The sequence below is a fragment of the Candidatus Poriferisocius sp. genome (genome assembly GCF_965204015.1).
GTDB lineage: Bacteria > Actinomycetota > Acidimicrobiia > Acidimicrobiales > Bin134 > Poriferisocius.
Window position 1 is genome coordinate 2,280,743 of record NZ_OZ241965.1, and the last position, 16,004, is coordinate 2,296,746.

The window sequence follows — 16,004 nt, forward strand, 5'->3', positions numbered from 1 at the left end:
CTAGTGGGTAAGGTTGAACCCCTCGTAACCGGCGGCGGCCACCTCCTCGCACTTCTTGGCATAGTCGGGAAAACCGGGCAAGGGCATGAACACTCGGGTCTTGCCGGGGATGTTGGCGCCCAGATACCAGGAGTTGCAGGTGGGGTATAGCGTGTAGCTGGCCACCAGGTTCACGTGGTCCACCCACGCTTCGGTGGCCTCCTCGGTGGCCTCGATGTGGCTGTGGCCGTTGGACCGCATGTGGTCGATGCACTCGCCGATCCAGTCCACGTGCTGCTCGATGCACACGATCATGTTGGCCAGCACCGATGGACTGCCCGGGCCGGTGATGGTGAACATGTTGGGGAATTCGGGCACACCAAGGCCCAGGTAGGTGCGGGGTCCGGCATACCACTGCTCGGCCAGCGGAAGCCCGCCTCGTCCTTGGATGTTGATGCGAAGCAGCGAGCCGGTCATGGCGTCGTAGCCGGTGGCGAACACGATCACGTCCAGGTCGTAGTGGGTGCCGTCGGTGAGCCGCACCCCGTCGGGGGTGATCTCGTCGATGACGTTCTCGCTGATGTCCACCAGGCTGACGTTGTCGCGGTTGAAGGTGACGAAGTAATCGGTGTCGAGCACCAGGCGCTTGCACCCGATATAGGTGGTGGGGATGAGCCGCTCGGCTACGTCGGGGTCTTTGACCGTCTCGCGGATCTTCTCCTTGACGAAGTCAGCCGCGACGTGGTTGGCCTCCGGCGTGCGGGCGATGTCGGAATAGGCGCCGAGGAAGGCGAAACCGCCGATATCCCAGCGGGCTTCGAACTCCTTGAACGCCTCCTCGACCTCGACGTCGAGCACCGACCCCTCATTCCAGTCGAAGCGGGCACCGAGTGCTCCCTGCTGAGTCTTGTTCTGCTCCCGGAGCCGGTGGTAGTCGGCCTTGACCTCGGCCTGCTCCACTGGGTCGAGGGGATGGTTGCGGGCCGGGATGGCGTACTGGGGCGTGCGTTGGAACACGGTGAGGTGCTCGGCGGTCTCGGCGATCACCGGGATGGCCTGGATGCCCGACGAGCCGGTGCCGATGATCCCGACCCGCTTGCCAGCAAAGTCGATCCCCTCTTTGGGGTAGCGGCCGGTGTGGCACACCTCGCCCCGGAATGTGTCGATGCCGGCAATGTCGGGCACATTGGACGACGAAAGACAGCCCACCGCGGTGATGAGGTATTGGGCGGTGACGTGGTCGGTGTCGTCTTGGTTGGGAGCGTGGTTGTGGTCGATGTGGTTGACGGCGGGCGCGCTGCTGACGTGCCAGTGGCCGGTCTCGTCGTCGTACGCGGCCTTGGTGACCATGGTGTTGAACTGGATGTCCCGGTACAGGTCGTAGCGCTCGGCCACATGCTGGGCATAGCGGAGGATCTCGGGCTGGCCGGGGTAGCGCTCGGTCCACTCCCATTCCTGCTCTAGTTCGGGGTCGAAGCTGTAGCAGTACTCCAGGCTCTCCACGTCGCAGCGGGCGCCGGGATAGCGGTTCCAGTACCACGTGCCGCCGACATCGTCGCCGCGCTCGTACACCCGGGCGGTCAGCCCGAGTTGGCGGAGCTTGTAGAGCATGTACATGCCGGCGAATCCGGCGCCGATAACCACGGCGTCGTAGTGGACAGGGGTGTTGTGATTGGTGCTCATGGTGGTTTCAGTTGGGGTCGGGGTGTGGGCTGGAACTCAGGGTTGGGGTTCAGGCTGCGGGGCGGAGCTTGTAGCGAACCGGCAGCTTCTTGGCGCCAACAATGAGGTTGGACTCGGTGCGAACGATCGGCCCCGCCGGCTCGATTTCGATGACTCGCTCGGCCAGCTGCCTGATGAGGGCCTGGGTGCTGGCTCGAGCCAGATGGGCTCCCAGGCAGTAGTGCTCGGCCCAGCCGAAGCCCAGGTGACGGTTGGGGTGGCGGCCGATGTCGAAGTCGTGGGGACGGTCGAACACCGCCTCGTCCCGGTTGCCCGAGGCGTAGAAGAACACCACGAAGTCGCCCTTTTTCACCGGCTGGCCGGCCACGGTGGCGTCGGCCATGGCGGTGCGCTTCATGTAGTTCACCGGAGTGGACCAGCGGATCACTTCCTCCACCGCGTCTTTGACCATCTCGGGGTTTTCCTTCAACCGCTGAAGCTGGTCGGGATTGGCCAAGAAGGCTTCTAGCGCGCCCGACAGGCCATTGCGGGTGGTGTCGTGGCCGGCGGTGAACACGATGAGGTAGTAGCCGAAGGTCTCGATCTCGGGCAGGGCCTCGCCGGTGGGCAGATGGGCCTTGGCCAGCATGGTGGCCAGGTCCTCTTGGGGATTGGCCCGGCGATCCTTGATGATGCGGTCGAACATGGCGTAGAACTCCAGCCCCACTTCCGCGCTGGCCTGATAGCGGGTCTCCGCCTCGCGCCGGTAGTCGGGGTCGTCGCCCGACAAAAGCTGCTGGGTCAGCACCAACAGGCGCTCCTCGTCTTCGCGATCGATGCCCAAGATGGTGGCCAGCACCCGCAGCGGGTGGCGCTGGGCGATGATGTCTACGAAATCGCACTCGCCCTCGTCGCCCAGGCTGTCGAGCAGGGCCTTGGCGCTGTCGTTCACGATCTGGTCGAGCTGGCTGATGCCCCGCGGGGTGAAGAAGCCGCTAGCCACTTTGCGGTACAGCCGATGATCGGGCGGATCCATGCTGATGATGGTCCGCATGTCGCCGATGATGCTGCCGTGTTCCTCCAAATCGGCCACCTGCTGGTCGGTGCGCACGGTGATGCTGTCGGCCTCGTTGCTGAACAGCTCGGGCTGCATGGAGACTTCGATGATGTCGGCGTGGCGGGTGACGGCCCAGAAGTTCTGGAAGCCGTCGGGTTCGCACCAATGAACTGGGGAGTTCTGGCGCATCCAGGCCAGCAGCTCGTGGGGCTGGCCGTTTTCGCCGTAGCGCTTGGGAGATATGAGATCTAGGGGGTCGACGTCCACGTATTAGACGTTAGATCGTGGGGGGAGCTTGATCCATAGCGCAGCGAGAATGTCATTACCATCCCCCGGCGTGGTGGCGGGTCCTGTCCCGGCCCAGCCCGCCGTCCTCCATGGAGTCCGGGCGGCGGGCGCCCTGAGCCGGGCCACCCACCACCACGCCTACCGTTGGGGCCGTCACATGAAGAGGGAGAGGGGGGTTACTGACTCAGTATTCCGCTGCTCTGGATGATTTCCTCGGTGGTCTCGAAGCCGCCGCCGAGGGCGTCGAAATCGACGGAACCGATGGACAGGGCGGTCAGCGGGGGCAGGACGGGGTTGGGCTCGACGCCTCCGGCCAGCGGGTATTCGTAGGTGTTGCGGGTGAAGTACTGCTGCACCGATGGGGAGAGCAGGTAGGCGATCAAGTCCTGGGCTGCTTCCCGGTCGGACACATTGGAGGTCATGGTGGCCGCGGTGATGATGAGCAACGAACCTATGTCCTCGTCGGAGAGGTCGTAGTTGGCTGCTAGATGCTCTTGCCCGGCCGCCTCGGCATCGGCCGCCAACCGGTAGTTGTAGTAGTGGTTCACGAGGCCCACGTCGATCTCGCCTCGGGCGGCGGCCTCCACGATGGCCACGTTGTTGGGGTAGTAGCGGGCGTCGTTGTCCACCATGTCGCTCAGCCACTGGGTGGCGACATCGTTGCCGTACTGGTCGCGGAAAACCGTGAACCAGTCCACAAACGACCCGTTGGTGGCTGGTATGGCCACTCGACCCTTCCACTCTGGATCGGTGAGGTCGAATACCGAGGTCGGCAGTTCGGAGGGGGGCACCACTTCGACATTGTGGACCAGCACCCGCTTGCGCCCGGAGAATCCGATCCAGGTGCCGTTGCCTCCTCGATGGTCTTCGCGCACCAGTTCCAACACGCTGCTGTCCATCGAAGTGAGCAGCCCCTTGGACTCCAGGAATCCCACCGGACCTGGCGACCGGGAAATGAACACGTCAGCGTCGGTTCGGTCGCCCTCGGTCTCGATCAGGAGGGCCAAGTCGGTGGACGAACCCCAGCGAACCCGGACTGATGTGCCGCTTTCACAGGCGAAGGCATCCAGCACCGGCTTGATCAAGTTCTCGCTGCGGCCGGAGTACACGGTGACCGACGAATCACTTTCATCGGCGCACTTGCCGTCGTAGACAGTGGCGGCAACGCCTTCGAGTTTAGTGCCGCTGTCGCCGCCGCAGGCGGCAGCCAGGAGGGCCATGGCGAGCAGCGCGCCGGCCAGCCCAATACGGGAAATCTTGTTCATGGGCGCAGAACTCTAGAGTGGCTGCGCTTATTCGTCAAGTTACCCTAACAATAGTCGTTTAGGAGGCAAAAGCCCTTCTAGGCGGCTGGTTTGACCCCATCCCAGCGCAGCGGCATTTCCACATAGCCGTCGACCAGGCTGGAGTGCAGGCGAGGCAGGGTCCGGGGATCTTCCACCCCTAGCTCCAGACCCTCAAAGCGGCCGACGATGGCCTCGAACATCATCTTGGCCTCCAGGCGGGCCAGCGACGCTCCCAGGCAGAAGTGGGGTCCGCCGGCGCCGAAGGCCACGTGCTGGCTGGCGTCGCGGGTCACGTCCAGCGTGTCGGGGTTGTCGAAGGCCCGCTCATCGCGGTTGGCCGAGGAGTACCAGATCACCACCGGATCGCCGGCCTTGATCTCCTGGCCGCCCACCACGGTGTCGTAGCTGGGCCGGCGCACGAACTGCATCACCGGCGTGGTGTAGCGCAACAGCTCCTCCACGGCGTTGGGGATGAGCGACGGGTCGTCTTTGAGGATCTGCATCTGGTTTGGGTTGCGGATGAGCTCCAGCGTGCCGGTGGTGATGAGGTTGCGGGTGGTCTCCGAGCCCGCGTTCTGGAGGAGCATGAAGAACACGTCGATCTGCATCTGGTCGAGCGATTCCCCTTCGATCTCGGCCTCCATCAGCACGCTGATGAGATCGTCGTGGGGCTCCTTCTTGCGGATCTCGCACATCTGGTCGGCGTAGGCGAACATCTGCGCTCCGGCGTCCATCATCTCCTCGGTGGTGTACTTCTCGTCGAAGCCGAACGTGATCTCGGTCCAGTGGAAGATCTGGTGGCGGTCTTCTTCGGGCACGCCCACCAAGTCGGCGATCACCTGCAAGGGCAGCTCCACCGCGATCTCGCTGACCATCTCACAGCTGCTCTTGTCGGCCACCTGGTCGATCAACCGGTCGACCTGCGACTGGATCCTCTCCTCCAAATCGCGCACCCGGCGAGGTGTGAATCCCCGATTGACCAGCTTGCGCATCTTGGTGTGATCGGGCGGGTCGAGGCTGATGAGCATCTGCGAGTTGGCACCGTCGTCAACCGAGGGCGGCTGGTCGCCGGCCAGGAAGGGGTTGGGCTGGCTCTTGAAGCAATCGGAGTCGCGCGACACCCGCTGCACATCGGCGTGGCGGGTGACGTTCCAGAAGCCATCCCAGTGCGGGTGCTCGCTCCAGAACACCGGATCGTTGTCGCGCTTGTCGCGGAAGTAGTCGTGGGGGAAACCGTTCTTGAATGTCGAGGGATTCCAAAGTTCCAGATTCTCCATCTCAGCCTCCTGAGTTCTTTATTTGGCGGGCTTTCGGCCCCATACCGCGATCGACAGAGAACTCATCATGACAAATCCGGGCGCCCGAACCTGAGCCAGGGCTGTCTGGCCTTCTTCAGCGGTCACCAGGCCGGCCTGCACAATGCGGGGAATGGCCCGCTCCATGGCGAGGAACCACCACTCCCCGCCCGGCTCTCCGGAGCGCATGGCCCACACGTTGCCAGTCATGTCGATGTCGGCCGCTCCCAGATCGCGAAACCGCCCCGGCAGGCGTACTCCGAAGTTGGGATCGCGCCACTCGGCGGTGGCCCCGGTGGCCATGGCGCGGTGGACGGTGGCGTAGGGCTCGAGGAGTGTCTGCTCGGCAAACGAGGCGAATGCGCCGTCCTCCACCAGCAGCCAACCGCCCGGAACAAGGGCATTCCACAGCTTCTCGATCACCTGGTCGCGCTCGGGCAGGTGCTGGAGCACGGCCCGGGTGTGCACGAGGTCGAACGCCGATTCAGGCACAGGGTCGCTGGTCACGTCGTGCTGTTCCACCACCACGTTGGGCAGCACCGGGCGGTGGAACTGGAGATCGACATCGGTGGACCACACCGTGCCGTCGGGGCCGACTCGCTTGCCCAGCCAGGCCGACACCGTGCCGCCGCCGGCACCCAGTTCCCAGCACCGCCACCCCGGACTCAGCCCAATGCTGTCCAGAATGCGGCGGGTGCGAGGATCGCGGGCCTCGGCCAGCATCTCAAGGCGGTTGCGCTCGATCTCCACCTCTTCGTCGCGAACCCCGTAACGATCATCGGCCATTCGTGCTTCCCCTCTGCTCCCAGTCGCGCCATACCGTATCGTCGCACCGTGGGCGAGCACTCAGAAGACACCCCCGAGCGAGCGGCATTCCGCAACGAGGTGCGGGCGTGGCTGGAAGCCCGAGCACCATTGAGGGAAGACGGCGACGGGTGGTCCACCCGGACCACCCACCCCGACGAGGCCGCCGAGAGGGCCCACATGGACCGATGCCGGGCGTGGCAGCGGGAGCTGCACGACGGCGGGTGGGCGGCCATCGACTGGCCCGAGGACCACGGCGGCCAGGGAGGCGAGCGGTGGCAGCGGCAGATTTTCCAGCAGGAGGCTGCCAAATTCGACGTCACCAGCGGGTTTCTGGCCGCGGGGATCGCCCTGGCCGGACCGGCCATCGGCCACTTTGGAACCGATGAGCAGAAGGCCCGCCATCTGGAGCCCATGTTGCGGGGCGACGTGGTGTGGTGCCAGCTGTTCAGCGAGCCGGGCGCCGGGTCGGATCTGGCCAATTTGGCGACGCGGGCCGATCGGGATGGCGACGAGTTCGTGGTGTACGGGCAGAAGGTGTGGAACTCATCGGCTCACCTGTCGGATTGGGGAATCCTGTTGGCCCGCACCGACCCCGACGCCCCCAAGCACAAGGGAATCACCTTCTTCTTGGTTGACATGGCCACCCCCGGCGTGGATCCCCGCCCGATACGCACCATCAACGGGTCGGCCCACTTCAACGAGGTGTTCTTGAGCGACGTGAGAATCCCCGCTGAGAACGTGGTCGGCGAGGTGAACGGCGGGTGGGCGGTGGCCCGGCTGGTGCTGGCCAACGAGTCCACCATGATCGGCGGCGGCATGGACCGGGCCGACAGCTCGGCCAACCTGATTGCCTTGGCCCAGCGGTGGGGCATGGACCAAGACCCGATGGTCCGCCAAGAGCTGGCCCAGGCCTATACCAAAGAGAGGCTGCTGGATCTGATGGGCCGGCGCTTGCAAGAAGACGTGCGCCGGGGCCGCCAGCCCAGCTTCGACGGTTCGACGCTGAAGGTGTACTGGTCGGAGAGCCGCCGGGACCGGGGCAACCTGGGGGTGGGGATCCTGGGGGGCTACGGGGTGGCCGGCGACCACGCCGACACCGGGGTGTGGGCCAACGAGGCGCTCAACCGGTTTTGGGGATCGATCGGCGGAGGGACCGACGAGGTGCACCGCAACAACATGGCCGAGCGGGTGCTCGGCCTGCCGCCCGAGCCCCGGGTGGACAAGCACGTTCCGTGGCGGGAACAGGTGGGCGGGACAGGCCCAAATTAACGTTTTGCATTCATCTCTTGTTCATCTCGGTCGCGGCCAATTCCCTCAATCGCAGCAGTAAGCTGTCGTCAGATGGCTGACCAAGCCACATTCGCCGACCAGGCCATGGAGTACATGGACCAGCTCTACTCGGCGGCCCGGCGAATGACTCGCAACTCCGCCGACGCCGAAGACCTGGTACAGGAGACCTACCTGCGGGCCTATCGAGGCTTCGGCAACTTCACGCAGGGCACCAATCTGCGGGCCTGGCTGTTTCGCATCCTCACCAACGCCTTCATCAACTCCTATCGGAGCAAGCAGCGCAAGCCGAAGTCGGTAGACCTGGCCAGGGTCGAAGACCTGTACCTCCACCAGCGCCTCGGCGGCGATACCAAGGCCGCGCTGGGGGCGAGCGCCGAAGACGTGTTGATGGATCAGATCACCGAATCAGAGATCGTGGACGCCCTGGAGTCGCTGCCCGAGGAGTACCGGATCACCGTTTTGTTGGCCGATGTGGAGGGGTTCGCCTACAAGGAGATTGCCGAAATCCTGGACGTTCCCATAGGAACGGTCATGAGCAGGCTGCATCGGGGAAGAAAAACGCTGCAAAGGCGGTTACTAGAGTTTGGGAAGACCCGGGGTTGGGTCGACCCACCGGATTCTGAACGGGCGCCGGCTTCGGCTGGCATCTGATTCTGGGAGGCACCGCGATGAGCAGCGAAAGGCATTGTCTGGGGATTCCCAACCAGTGCGATTATTCGCGCGAGCTCATCACCCGGGCCCTCGACGGCCAACCCACGCTGGAAAGCATCAGCCATGTGCGAGTCGAGTTGGCCGACTGCATCGCCTGCGTGCAGGTGCTCGATGTCGAGGTCCGCTTCAAGATGGCTATGGGCCAGGCCTGCCGGGAGTCGGCCCCCGCCTCCCTGCAAATCCGCATCACCGAGACCCTCCAGCGCGTCGTGCTCGACGACCTGGATATCCAAGACTTCTAACGAGCCTGAAACCATGAGCGAATCACCCAACCGGTGCCCTCGTTGGCATGGAGTCGCCGGGAGCAGGTCGCCTAGGGTGGTCGCATGGATTTGATTGCTGCGGTGGTGTGGCACTGGTGGATCGCCCTCTTGCTGGTCATCGGCACCGTGCCCTTGGTGATCGCCACCATCGTCGGCTACTTCACCAAGGTGGTCGCGCCCCGCTATGGCCCCCGCCAGCGGCGAGATCCCGAAGCTCAAGACACCGACGAGAGCAGTTAGAAGCCGGTGGTGGCAACGGCCGATCCGGTCGATTGGCGACTGGCCGAGCGAGTAGCCAAAAGGGTCGGCGGCCACGAGCCGTTCCTCGACTCCTACCACTACCGCAGCCTCGCCCCCGAGCTGGACGAGCTGACCGCCCAAGCCGAGGAGCTGGTCGCGGCCGAAACCGGGTTGAAGTCGATGTCGGGCGCCGCCCGGGCCCAGGTGGCCACCCGGGCCCAGTGGGTGGACGCCAACGTGGCCTCGTTCCAGCGGCTGCTGCGCCCCGTTACCGAGAAGATGGCCGAGCGGGTGTCGCATTCGTGGCTGGCCCCGGTGACCCAGCGGGTGAGCGGCACCGAGATGGGCGCGGTGCTGGGCTGGATGTCCACCCGGGTGCTGGGCCAGTACGACCTGCTCATCATCGAGGACGACCGGCCCGAAGACCAGGACATGGTCTATTACGTGGGCCCCAACGTGATGGCCCTCGAGCACAAGCACGGCTTCGACCCCCACCAGTTCCGGCTGTGGCTGGCCCTGCACGAGACCACCCATAGGGCCCAGTTCACCGGCATCGAGTGGCTGCGGCCCCATTTCCTAGGCCTGGTGCAAGAGGCCCTGGATGCGGCCGAGCCCGACTTGGAGCACTTCAAGTTCGTGGCCAAGCAGGTGATCGAGGCTCGACGGCGGGGCGAGGACCCGCTGGCCGACGGGGGTCTCCCCGCCCTTTTGGCCACCCCGGAGCAAAAGGCGGTATTAGACCGCATCGGCGGGATGATGAGCCTGCTGGAGGGCCACGGCGACATCACCATGGACCGGGCCGGGGCCGACCATATTCCCGATGCCAGCCGGTTCGCCCGGGTGCTGCGCCACCGCCGCAACTCGGCCAAGGGCGTGTCCAAGCTGTTGCAGCGCATCATCGGCATCGAGGCCAAGCTCAACCAATACGCCGCCGGGGAGGCCTTCATCGAGACGGTGGAGGCCCGAGGCGGCCCCGAGCTCTTGAATCTGGTGTGGGAGTCTTCCGATCGGCTACCCACCATGACCGAGATCCGCAATCCCCAGCAGTGGATCAACCGGGTCAACGGCACTCACGCCCCGGCTGAGTGAACGCCCAAACCTCCGACCTGCTGGCGCGCTGCACCTTTCCTCCCGCGGGAACCGCGGTGGACTGCGCGGTGTCGGGCGGCCCCGACTCGCTGGCCCTGTTAGTGCTGGCCACCGAGGCGGGCTGTCGGGTGACCGCGTGGCATGTGGACCACGGCCTGCGGCCCGGCTCAGCCGACGAGGCCGACGTGGTGGCCCAGGCCGCCGCCCGCTGGAGTGCGGCCTTCGAAGCCCGCACCGCCCATTGCCAGCCCGGCCCCAATCTGGAGGCCCGAGCCCGAGCGGCCCGCTACGAGGTGCTCCCCCCGACAGTGCTCACCGGCCATACCGCCGATGACCAAGCCGAAACGGTGCTGTTGAACCTCATCCGAGGGGCCGGACCCGACGGCCTGGCCGGCATCGACCCGGCCCGCCGCCCGTTGCTGGCCCTGCGGCGACACGAAACCCAGGCCCTGTGCGACGCCGTCGGGCTGGTCCCGGTGCAAGACCCCTCGAACCTCGACCCCGCCCACCGCCGCAACCGCATCCGCCACGAGCTGCTGCCGCTTCTGTGCGATATCGCCCAGCGCGACGTGGTGCCGATCATCGCCCGCAGCGCGGGCCTGATGGGCGGGATCCGCGACCTCCTCGACGAGTTGGCCGCGGCCATCGACCCCACCGATGCCAAAGCGGTGGCCGAAGCCCCCGAGCCCCTGGCCCAGATGGCGTTGCGGCGATGGATCCAGCAGGAAACCAACGCCGAGCATCCCCCCGATGCCGCGGCCATCGAACGGGTCATGGCCGTGGTCCGAAACGAGGCTCGCTCCACTGAAATCGGCGGAGGCTGGAGCGTTACCCGATCTTCCCAACGGCTCGGCCTCCAAAGATAGGCACTACTAGGTTGGCCCTCGTGTCCACCGAGGCGAGCACCAGCAACGGCGACCCCGGCCCGATCCTGATCTCCAACGACGAGCTCACCGCCTGCATCGCCGACCTCGGCTCCCGCATCACCGCCGATTACCAAGGCCAAGCCCCCCTGCTGGTGGGCGTGCTCAAGGGCGCCTTCATGTTCATGGCCGATCTGGCTCGGGCCATCCAACTGCCCGTGGAGTTCGACTTCATGGCGGTGTCGTCCTACGGCAGCTCCACCCGCACCAGCGGCGTGGTGCGGATCGTCAAAGACCTGGATCTCGATTTGGCCGGCCGAGACGTGATCCTGGTGGAAGACATCATCGACAGTGGCCTGACGCTCAACTACCTCCGCAAGAACCTGGCCGCCCGCAACCCGGCCAGCCTGGAAGTGTGCGCCCTGCTGGTGCGCAAGGGCCGCCAGTACGAAGACCTAGACCTGCGCTACGTGGGCTTCGAGATCCCGCCCGACTTCGTAGTGGGCTACGGCCTCGACGTGGGCGAGCGCTACCGCCAACTCCCCCACATCTGCCAATACCAGCCGAACAGTAATACATAGAATAATTTCAAATACATCTTGCTTCACGAGCCAGCGTGTGGCAGATTGAGTCCATCGGAGCGACTCGACGGCTCCCTCCCCCACCTTCCGGACACAACCCATGCGGATGGCAAGCGAAGACCGTCGACAGCAGCTCCCCTGGGTGGTAATCGGGCTGACCGTCACGCTTACTGCGGCAATTGTCTTCGCCCTTTGGGCATCGTCGCTGAGCAGCCGCACCGCGGTAGCGGTGGCCGCACGGGACATCGCTGGTGGCTCGACAGTCGAGATTGAGGACTTGCGAGCCGTTGAGATTGCCAGCAGTCAGGGAGCGAGCTTTGTCCCGATGTCCGACTTGGACTCCGTGGTGGGCCGCACCGTCCGAGCTGCCATCCCCGAGGGAACGATCCTCCACCCCGAACTGCTGTCGACGAGCTCGCCGATCGACCAGGACATGGCCGTAGTCGGCGTTGTTCTCCATGCCGGTGCATACCCGATTGCTCATCTCAGCCCTGGCCAGCTTGTCGGGGTGGTCTTCACTGGTGAGGACCGCGAACCCAGCGCCGCTGACCGAGACAACCGACCGAATCAGGCTGGTCAGCCCAACATCGCCCACACCTTCACTCGGACCAAAATCGCAGAAGTAAGCAAGGTGCTGGACTCAGGCCAAGAAGCGTTGTTTGTGTCGCTATTGGTCTCTGCTGATGATGCTGTGCCCATCAGCAGAGCTGCTGCCTCCAACGAGCTGCGGTTGATCTTGTTGCCCGGAGAACCCCGGCCAGCAAGCGACCTACCAAATCACGAGCCAACAATGACGGGTGCCACCCGATGAGCATCATTGCGGTAGGGAGTGCGAAAGCCAGTCCCGGCGCCACCAGTCTGTCCGTTGGACTCGGCCTGTCCTGGGAAGCGAACACTGGACGACGAGCAGTTCTAGTGGAGGCCGACAGTGACGGCGGGGTGTTGGCGGCGCGCTTCGGCCTAGCCCTCGCTCCCTCTCTGGTTGAGCTTTCCGGCGCAGCCCGGCATGAGTTGACGATTAATCGGCTACAAGACAACAGCCAATTGCTGGCCGGTCAATTGCCCGCCCTGGTTGCTCCTAGTTGCGGGGAAACCACCGCCCTCGTACTCAGCCCGATAGCGGAGCGATTGGCCGAAGGCCTTGGCCGCTTCGACGACGTTGACGCTGTGGTCGACGTTGGCCGAGTGCGGTCTGGTTCCCCATCTGCTGAGCTCATCAAGCACTGCGACTTGCTCGTGCTCGTCGCTCGACCCCGGTTCGATCATCTTGTTCCATTGGTTCACCAAGCCCGGAGATTGGTTGCCCATGAAATTCCCGCCGCGTTGGTTTGCGTAGGCGACCGGCCATATCCGCCAACGGAGATGGCAAAGGCCTCTCAACTCGATCTCTTGGGCGTCATGGCCCACGAACCGCGGGTGACCCAGGCCCTGGGAGGTGGCCTGCCCGACAACCGGCGTCAACGCCGGCTGTTGCTGTGGCGAACCCTGGCCGAACTTGTCCATCGGATCCACTACCGCCTGCAAACCCCGACAGCCGGGCATGCGGCCGCCTAGCCCATGCCGATGACTGCCTCCGTTTACACCGAACAGGTGCTGGCCATGGTCACCAGAGAATTCGAACAGACTGAAGCGAGCCAGCTCGGTGATCGGCTCGAGCAAAAGGCCTTGGCCGGCCAATTCATTGTGGAGGCGCTCGACACCATCGCTGCTGAACGGGCCAGGGCGTTCCTGCCCCCTATCGACAGCACCGAAGAGTCGTTCATAACCGACGAAGTGCTGGCCACGCTGTTCGGACTTGGACCCATAGAGCGGCTGTTGGCCGACGACTCCGTGGAGAACGTGAACATCAACGGATGCGACACGGTTTGGGTACACCACGCGGGTGGGATCAAACGACGAGCCGAGCCCGTGGCCAGGTCAGACGATGACTTGGTGGTGCTCATCCGCAAAGCGGCGGCCCAGCTGGGACGCAACGAAAGGCGGTTCGACCTCGCCAACCCATTTCTTGATTTGCAACTGCCCGACGGATCTCGTTTGAACGCAGTGATGGCTGTGTCCGAGCGCCCCGCGGTATCAATTCGCCGTCATCGCCACGAGCGGGTGACCCTGGACGAACTGTGCGAGATTGGCACCCTCGACGAGGCGCTCCGAGACTTCTTGCGCGCCGCGGTGCAAGCCCGGAAGAGCATCATCATTTGCGGGGGAACCAACGCGGGCAAGACAACGCTCCTACGCGCTCTTCTGAACGCCTGCGACCCCGATGAGCGGCTGATCACCATAGAGGACCGTTTGGAGCTCAGCCTGACCACCGATCCCGTCCAGCACCACGACGTCATTGAGATGGAAACCCGGACAGCCAATATCGAGGGTTCGGGGGGAATCACGATGCAGCAGCTGGTACGAAATGCCTTGGCCATGTCGCCTGACCGGTTGATTGTGGGCGAGGTGCGAGGTCCCGAGGTGGTGGACATGCTGGCCGCGCTGTCGACCGGAAACGACGGCTCGATGTGCACAATTCACGCCAATTCTTCCCAGGCTGCATTCAGCAAGATCGCCACCTACGCACTGCGGTCCGCAGAGCACATCCCGGTAGAGGCCACCTACCGGATGATCGCGGAGAGCATCAATTTCGTCGTCCATGTGAGCAGGGGTCACGACGGCCGTCGCCAAGTGGGCTCGGTACGAGAAGTCACCGGCAGTTCGATGGGCGAAGTGACCAGCGTCGAAGTGTTCAAGGACCGCGAGTGACTTCGCTTGTTGGAGCGTTGTTAGGGGCTGCCGCGGGCAGCGGATTCTTCACCGCCCTCATCGGCTGGCGGGGCACCCCATCATGGGCGGACGAGAGCGTCCCAACGCTGCTCAAGAGGCTCCGGGGGCCAATTGCTCCGCTGGCGTTTCGCTTGGCCATCGCGGCTACGGGGTTCATAGCCGCGGTCGCGCTGACCAGATGGCTCGTTGCCGGGCTCATCGTGGGCGCAGCCGGCTTCAGCGCGCCGACCGTCATCGGAGCCAAGGCGAACCGCGACCGGGAGGTCGAGCGTTTGGCCGCGCTGGCTACCTGGGTGGAGATGGTGCGGGACACGATCAGCGCGGCATCAGGGCTGATCGAGACATTGAAAGCCACTGCGGCTACCGCACCGTTGGCAGTACGCATCCCGGTGCAGCAGCTGGCAGCCCGAGCCGAACGGGAGCCGCTGCCCGATGCCCTAGCCAAATTCGCTGACGAAGTGGACCACGGAGTGGCCGACACCGTTGCCATCACACTTCAACTGGCGGCAGCCAACCAGGCGGGATCACTGCAAGAGGCGCTGGCTGAACTGGCCGAGAACACCCGCCAAGAAGTGTCAATGCGGTTGAGGATCGAGGCGTCTCGGGCTCGGCAGTTCACTTCTGCCCGCTTCATTGCCGGCGTTGTGGCAGTGTTCTCCGTTGGCATGGTGGGCTTCAGCCGGCCCTACTTGGCCCCTTACGACACAGCGTGGGGACAGGTTGCCCTCGCCGTGATCGGCGGACTGTTCGTCGGATCGGCAATCGCCCTGGTGAAGATGAGCCAGTTCAAGAACCCGCCCCGAATCCTCGACGTGCGCCACACCCCCACGACCCTAGGCGCGACCGGAGGAGGCCCCAGATGACCGTTGGCTTGGCCCTGGGCACCGCGATCGGGATTGGAATCGCCGTCGCCTTCTGGGGGTTGTTCCCTCCTCGAAAGCCATTGCAATCCCGACTGAGCGAGCTCAACGAGCCAACGGAGTCCGGCCACCGGACAGAAACCCGTCGCGACAGAATCGGACGCGCCGCAGCACAGTCATTCACCCCCTTCGGACTGCGACGGGGCCGGGTGGCGCGCGATCTGCGGGCAACCAGCCAAAGCCTGGAAGAACTGGCCATCGCCAAATTGGGGATGATGCTCCTAGGAGCGGGGCTGCCGGCGGGTGTTTGGACCATCGCCTGGTTCAGCCAAACGTGGATCTCTCCCCTGCTGGTGGTCGTGGCATCAATCCTGGGAGGAGGACTGCTCTTCCTTGTTCCCGATCTCTCGTTGCGAGAAAAGGCCCTAGACCGCCGTCGAGAGTTGCGCCACCAAATCAGCGCCTATCTGGATCTCGTGGGCCTTCACCTGTCAGGAGGGGCAGGAATGGAACGGGCCTTGATCGACTCGGCTGCCCACGGCACCGCGTGGGGGTTTGTCGAGATCAAGCGGGCACTCAGGCAAGCCCAATTGGCCAACGAACCGCCGTGGGCTGCCTTCGAGCAACTGGCCCAAGAACTGGGTTCGACAGAACTCGAAGAGCTCGCCGCGTGGATCAGGCTGGCCAGCACCTCTGGGTCTCGGGTGCGATCGTCTCTGCACACCAAGGCCCGGGGCTTGCGAGAGCGAGCTCAGACCGAAGCGGAGACCGAAGCCCAGCAATCCACGGAGCGCATGTCGCTCCCTGTCGTGCTCATGTTCTCGGGGTTTCTGGGACTGATCGGCTATCCGGCCTTTGCCGCCATCGTCGGCTCGTGAATGGCCCAGCGAAACCCGCTCCTGAGACACCTAACTATCGGCGTCATGAACCGCCCCAACCGACATTCCGCAGGAGAAACAAGTGA

18 protein-coding genes are annotated in these 16,004 nt (G+C 64.6%); 12 read left to right on the forward strand and 6 right to left on the reverse strand.

The features are described 5' to 3' along the window. The 5 genes from ACOGJC_RS10140 to ACOGJC_RS10160 form a co-directional block, all read right to left on the reverse strand. The gene (locus tag ACOGJC_RS10140; protein ID WP_419844882.1) at positions 1-1,662 is read right to left on the reverse strand and encodes a flavin-containing monooxygenase; all 1,662 of its coding nucleotides are present in this window, start codon (positions 1,660-1,662) and stop codon (positions 1-3) included. A gap of 49 nt (positions 1,663-1,711) precedes the next feature. Beyond that, positions 1,712-2,965: a cytochrome P450 gene (locus ACOGJC_RS10145; RefSeq protein WP_419844883.1), complete on the reverse strand. Its 1,254-nt coding sequence runs from the start codon at positions 2,963-2,965 to the stop codon at positions 1,712-1,714. 197 nt (positions 2,966-3,162) lie between these two features. After that, positions 3,163-4,251, reverse strand: a complete 1,089-nt coding sequence (locus ACOGJC_RS10150) for an extracellular solute-binding protein (protein WP_419844884.1) — start codon at positions 4,249-4,251, stop codon at positions 3,163-3,165. 77 nt (positions 4,252-4,328) lie between these two features. Next, positions 4,329-5,549: a cytochrome P450 gene (locus tag ACOGJC_RS10155; RefSeq protein WP_419844885.1), complete on the reverse strand. Its 1,221-nt coding sequence runs from the start codon at positions 5,547-5,549 to the stop codon at positions 4,329-4,331. Positions 5,550-5,567: 18 nt separating this feature from the next. Next, positions 5,568-6,353, reverse strand: a complete 786-nt coding sequence (locus tag ACOGJC_RS10160; RefSeq protein WP_419844886.1) for a class I SAM-dependent methyltransferase — start codon at positions 6,351-6,353, stop codon at positions 5,568-5,570. Positions 6,354-6,401: 48 nt separating this feature from the next. Between ACOGJC_RS10160 and ACOGJC_RS10165 the strand changes: the two genes are divergently transcribed. The 8 genes from ACOGJC_RS10165 to ACOGJC_RS10200 all read left to right on the forward strand — a co-directional run bounded on the left by ACOGJC_RS10165 (position 6,402) and on the right by ACOGJC_RS10200 (position 12,222). Continuing rightward, positions 6,402-7,643 (forward strand): acyl-CoA dehydrogenase family protein, encoded by a 1,242-nt coding sequence (locus ACOGJC_RS10165; protein ID WP_419844887.1) that lies wholly within the window; start codon positions 6,402-6,404, stop codon positions 7,641-7,643. A 72-nt stretch (positions 7,644-7,715) separates the two neighbouring features. Continuing rightward, positions 7,716-8,315, forward strand: coding sequence for a sigma-70 family RNA polymerase sigma factor (locus ACOGJC_RS10170; RefSeq protein ID WP_419844888.1), 600 nt, complete (start codon positions 7,716-7,718; stop codon positions 8,313-8,315). A gap of 17 nt (positions 8,316-8,332) precedes the next feature. After that, positions 8,333-8,617: a hypothetical protein gene (locus tag ACOGJC_RS10175; RefSeq protein ID WP_419844889.1), complete on the forward strand. Its 285-nt coding sequence runs from the start codon at positions 8,333-8,335 to the stop codon at positions 8,615-8,617. A gap of 84 nt (positions 8,618-8,701) precedes the next feature. Beyond that, positions 8,702-8,878, forward strand: a complete 177-nt coding sequence (locus tag ACOGJC_RS10180) for a hypothetical protein (RefSeq protein WP_419844890.1) — start codon at positions 8,702-8,704, stop codon at positions 8,876-8,878. Between the two features lie 9 nt (positions 8,879-8,887). Then, positions 8,888-9,967 carry a zinc-dependent metalloprotease gene (locus tag ACOGJC_RS10185; RefSeq protein WP_419844891.1) on the forward strand — a complete coding sequence of 360 codons (1,080 nt, stop codon included), beginning with the start codon at positions 8,888-8,890 and terminating at the stop codon, positions 9,965-9,967. Then, the gene (gene tilS / locus ACOGJC_RS10190; protein ID WP_419844892.1) at positions 9,964-10,833 is read left to right on the forward strand and encodes a tRNA lysidine(34) synthetase TilS; all 870 of its coding nucleotides are present in this window, start codon (positions 9,964-9,966) and stop codon (positions 10,831-10,833) included. Before ACOGJC_RS10185 ends, tilS begins: the two co-directional genes overlap by 4 nt. Positions 10,834-10,853: 20 nt before the next feature. Beyond that, positions 10,854-11,411 carry a hypoxanthine phosphoribosyltransferase gene (hpt, locus tag ACOGJC_RS10195; protein ID WP_419844893.1) on the forward strand — a complete coding sequence of 186 codons (558 nt, stop codon included), beginning with the start codon at positions 10,854-10,856 and terminating at the stop codon, positions 11,409-11,411. A gap of 100 nt (positions 11,412-11,511) precedes the next feature. Continuing rightward, the gene (locus tag ACOGJC_RS10200; protein WP_419844894.1) at positions 11,512-12,222 is read left to right on the forward strand and encodes an SAF domain-containing protein; all 711 of its coding nucleotides are present in this window, start codon (positions 11,512-11,514) and stop codon (positions 12,220-12,222) included. Between the two features lie 215 nt (positions 12,223-12,437). On the opposite strand, the gene ACOGJC_RS10205 is transcribed toward ACOGJC_RS10200, so the two are convergent. Further along, on the reverse strand, positions 12,438-12,719 hold the full coding sequence (locus ACOGJC_RS10205) for a hypothetical protein (RefSeq protein WP_419844895.1): 282 nt from the start codon (positions 12,717-12,719) through the stop codon (positions 12,438-12,440). A gap of 54 nt (positions 12,720-12,773) precedes the next feature. On the opposite strand from ACOGJC_RS10205, the gene ACOGJC_RS10210 reads away from it, so the two are divergent. The 4 genes from ACOGJC_RS10210 to ACOGJC_RS10225 are packed head-to-tail and all read left to right on the forward strand — an operon-like array spanning position 12,774 to position 15,918. Next, positions 12,774-12,965, forward strand: a complete 192-nt coding sequence (locus tag ACOGJC_RS10210; RefSeq protein ID WP_419844896.1) for a hypothetical protein — start codon at positions 12,774-12,776, stop codon at positions 12,963-12,965. A gap of 9 nt (positions 12,966-12,974) precedes the next feature. Then, positions 12,975-14,159 carry a CpaF family protein gene (locus tag ACOGJC_RS10215; protein ID WP_419844897.1) on the forward strand — a complete coding sequence of 395 codons (1,185 nt, stop codon included), beginning with the start codon at positions 12,975-12,977 and terminating at the stop codon, positions 14,157-14,159. After that, on the forward strand, positions 14,156-15,043 hold the full coding sequence (locus tag ACOGJC_RS10220) for a type II secretion system F family protein (protein WP_419844898.1): 888 nt from the start codon (positions 14,156-14,158) through the stop codon (positions 15,041-15,043). Before ACOGJC_RS10215 ends, ACOGJC_RS10220 begins: the two co-directional genes overlap by 4 nt. After that, on the forward strand, positions 15,040-15,918 hold the full coding sequence (locus tag ACOGJC_RS10225; protein WP_419844899.1) for a type II secretion system F family protein: 879 nt from the start codon (positions 15,040-15,042) through the stop codon (positions 15,916-15,918). Before ACOGJC_RS10220 ends, ACOGJC_RS10225 begins: the two co-directional genes overlap by 4 nt. The last annotated feature ends 86 nt before the right edge of the window (positions 15,919-16,004 follow it).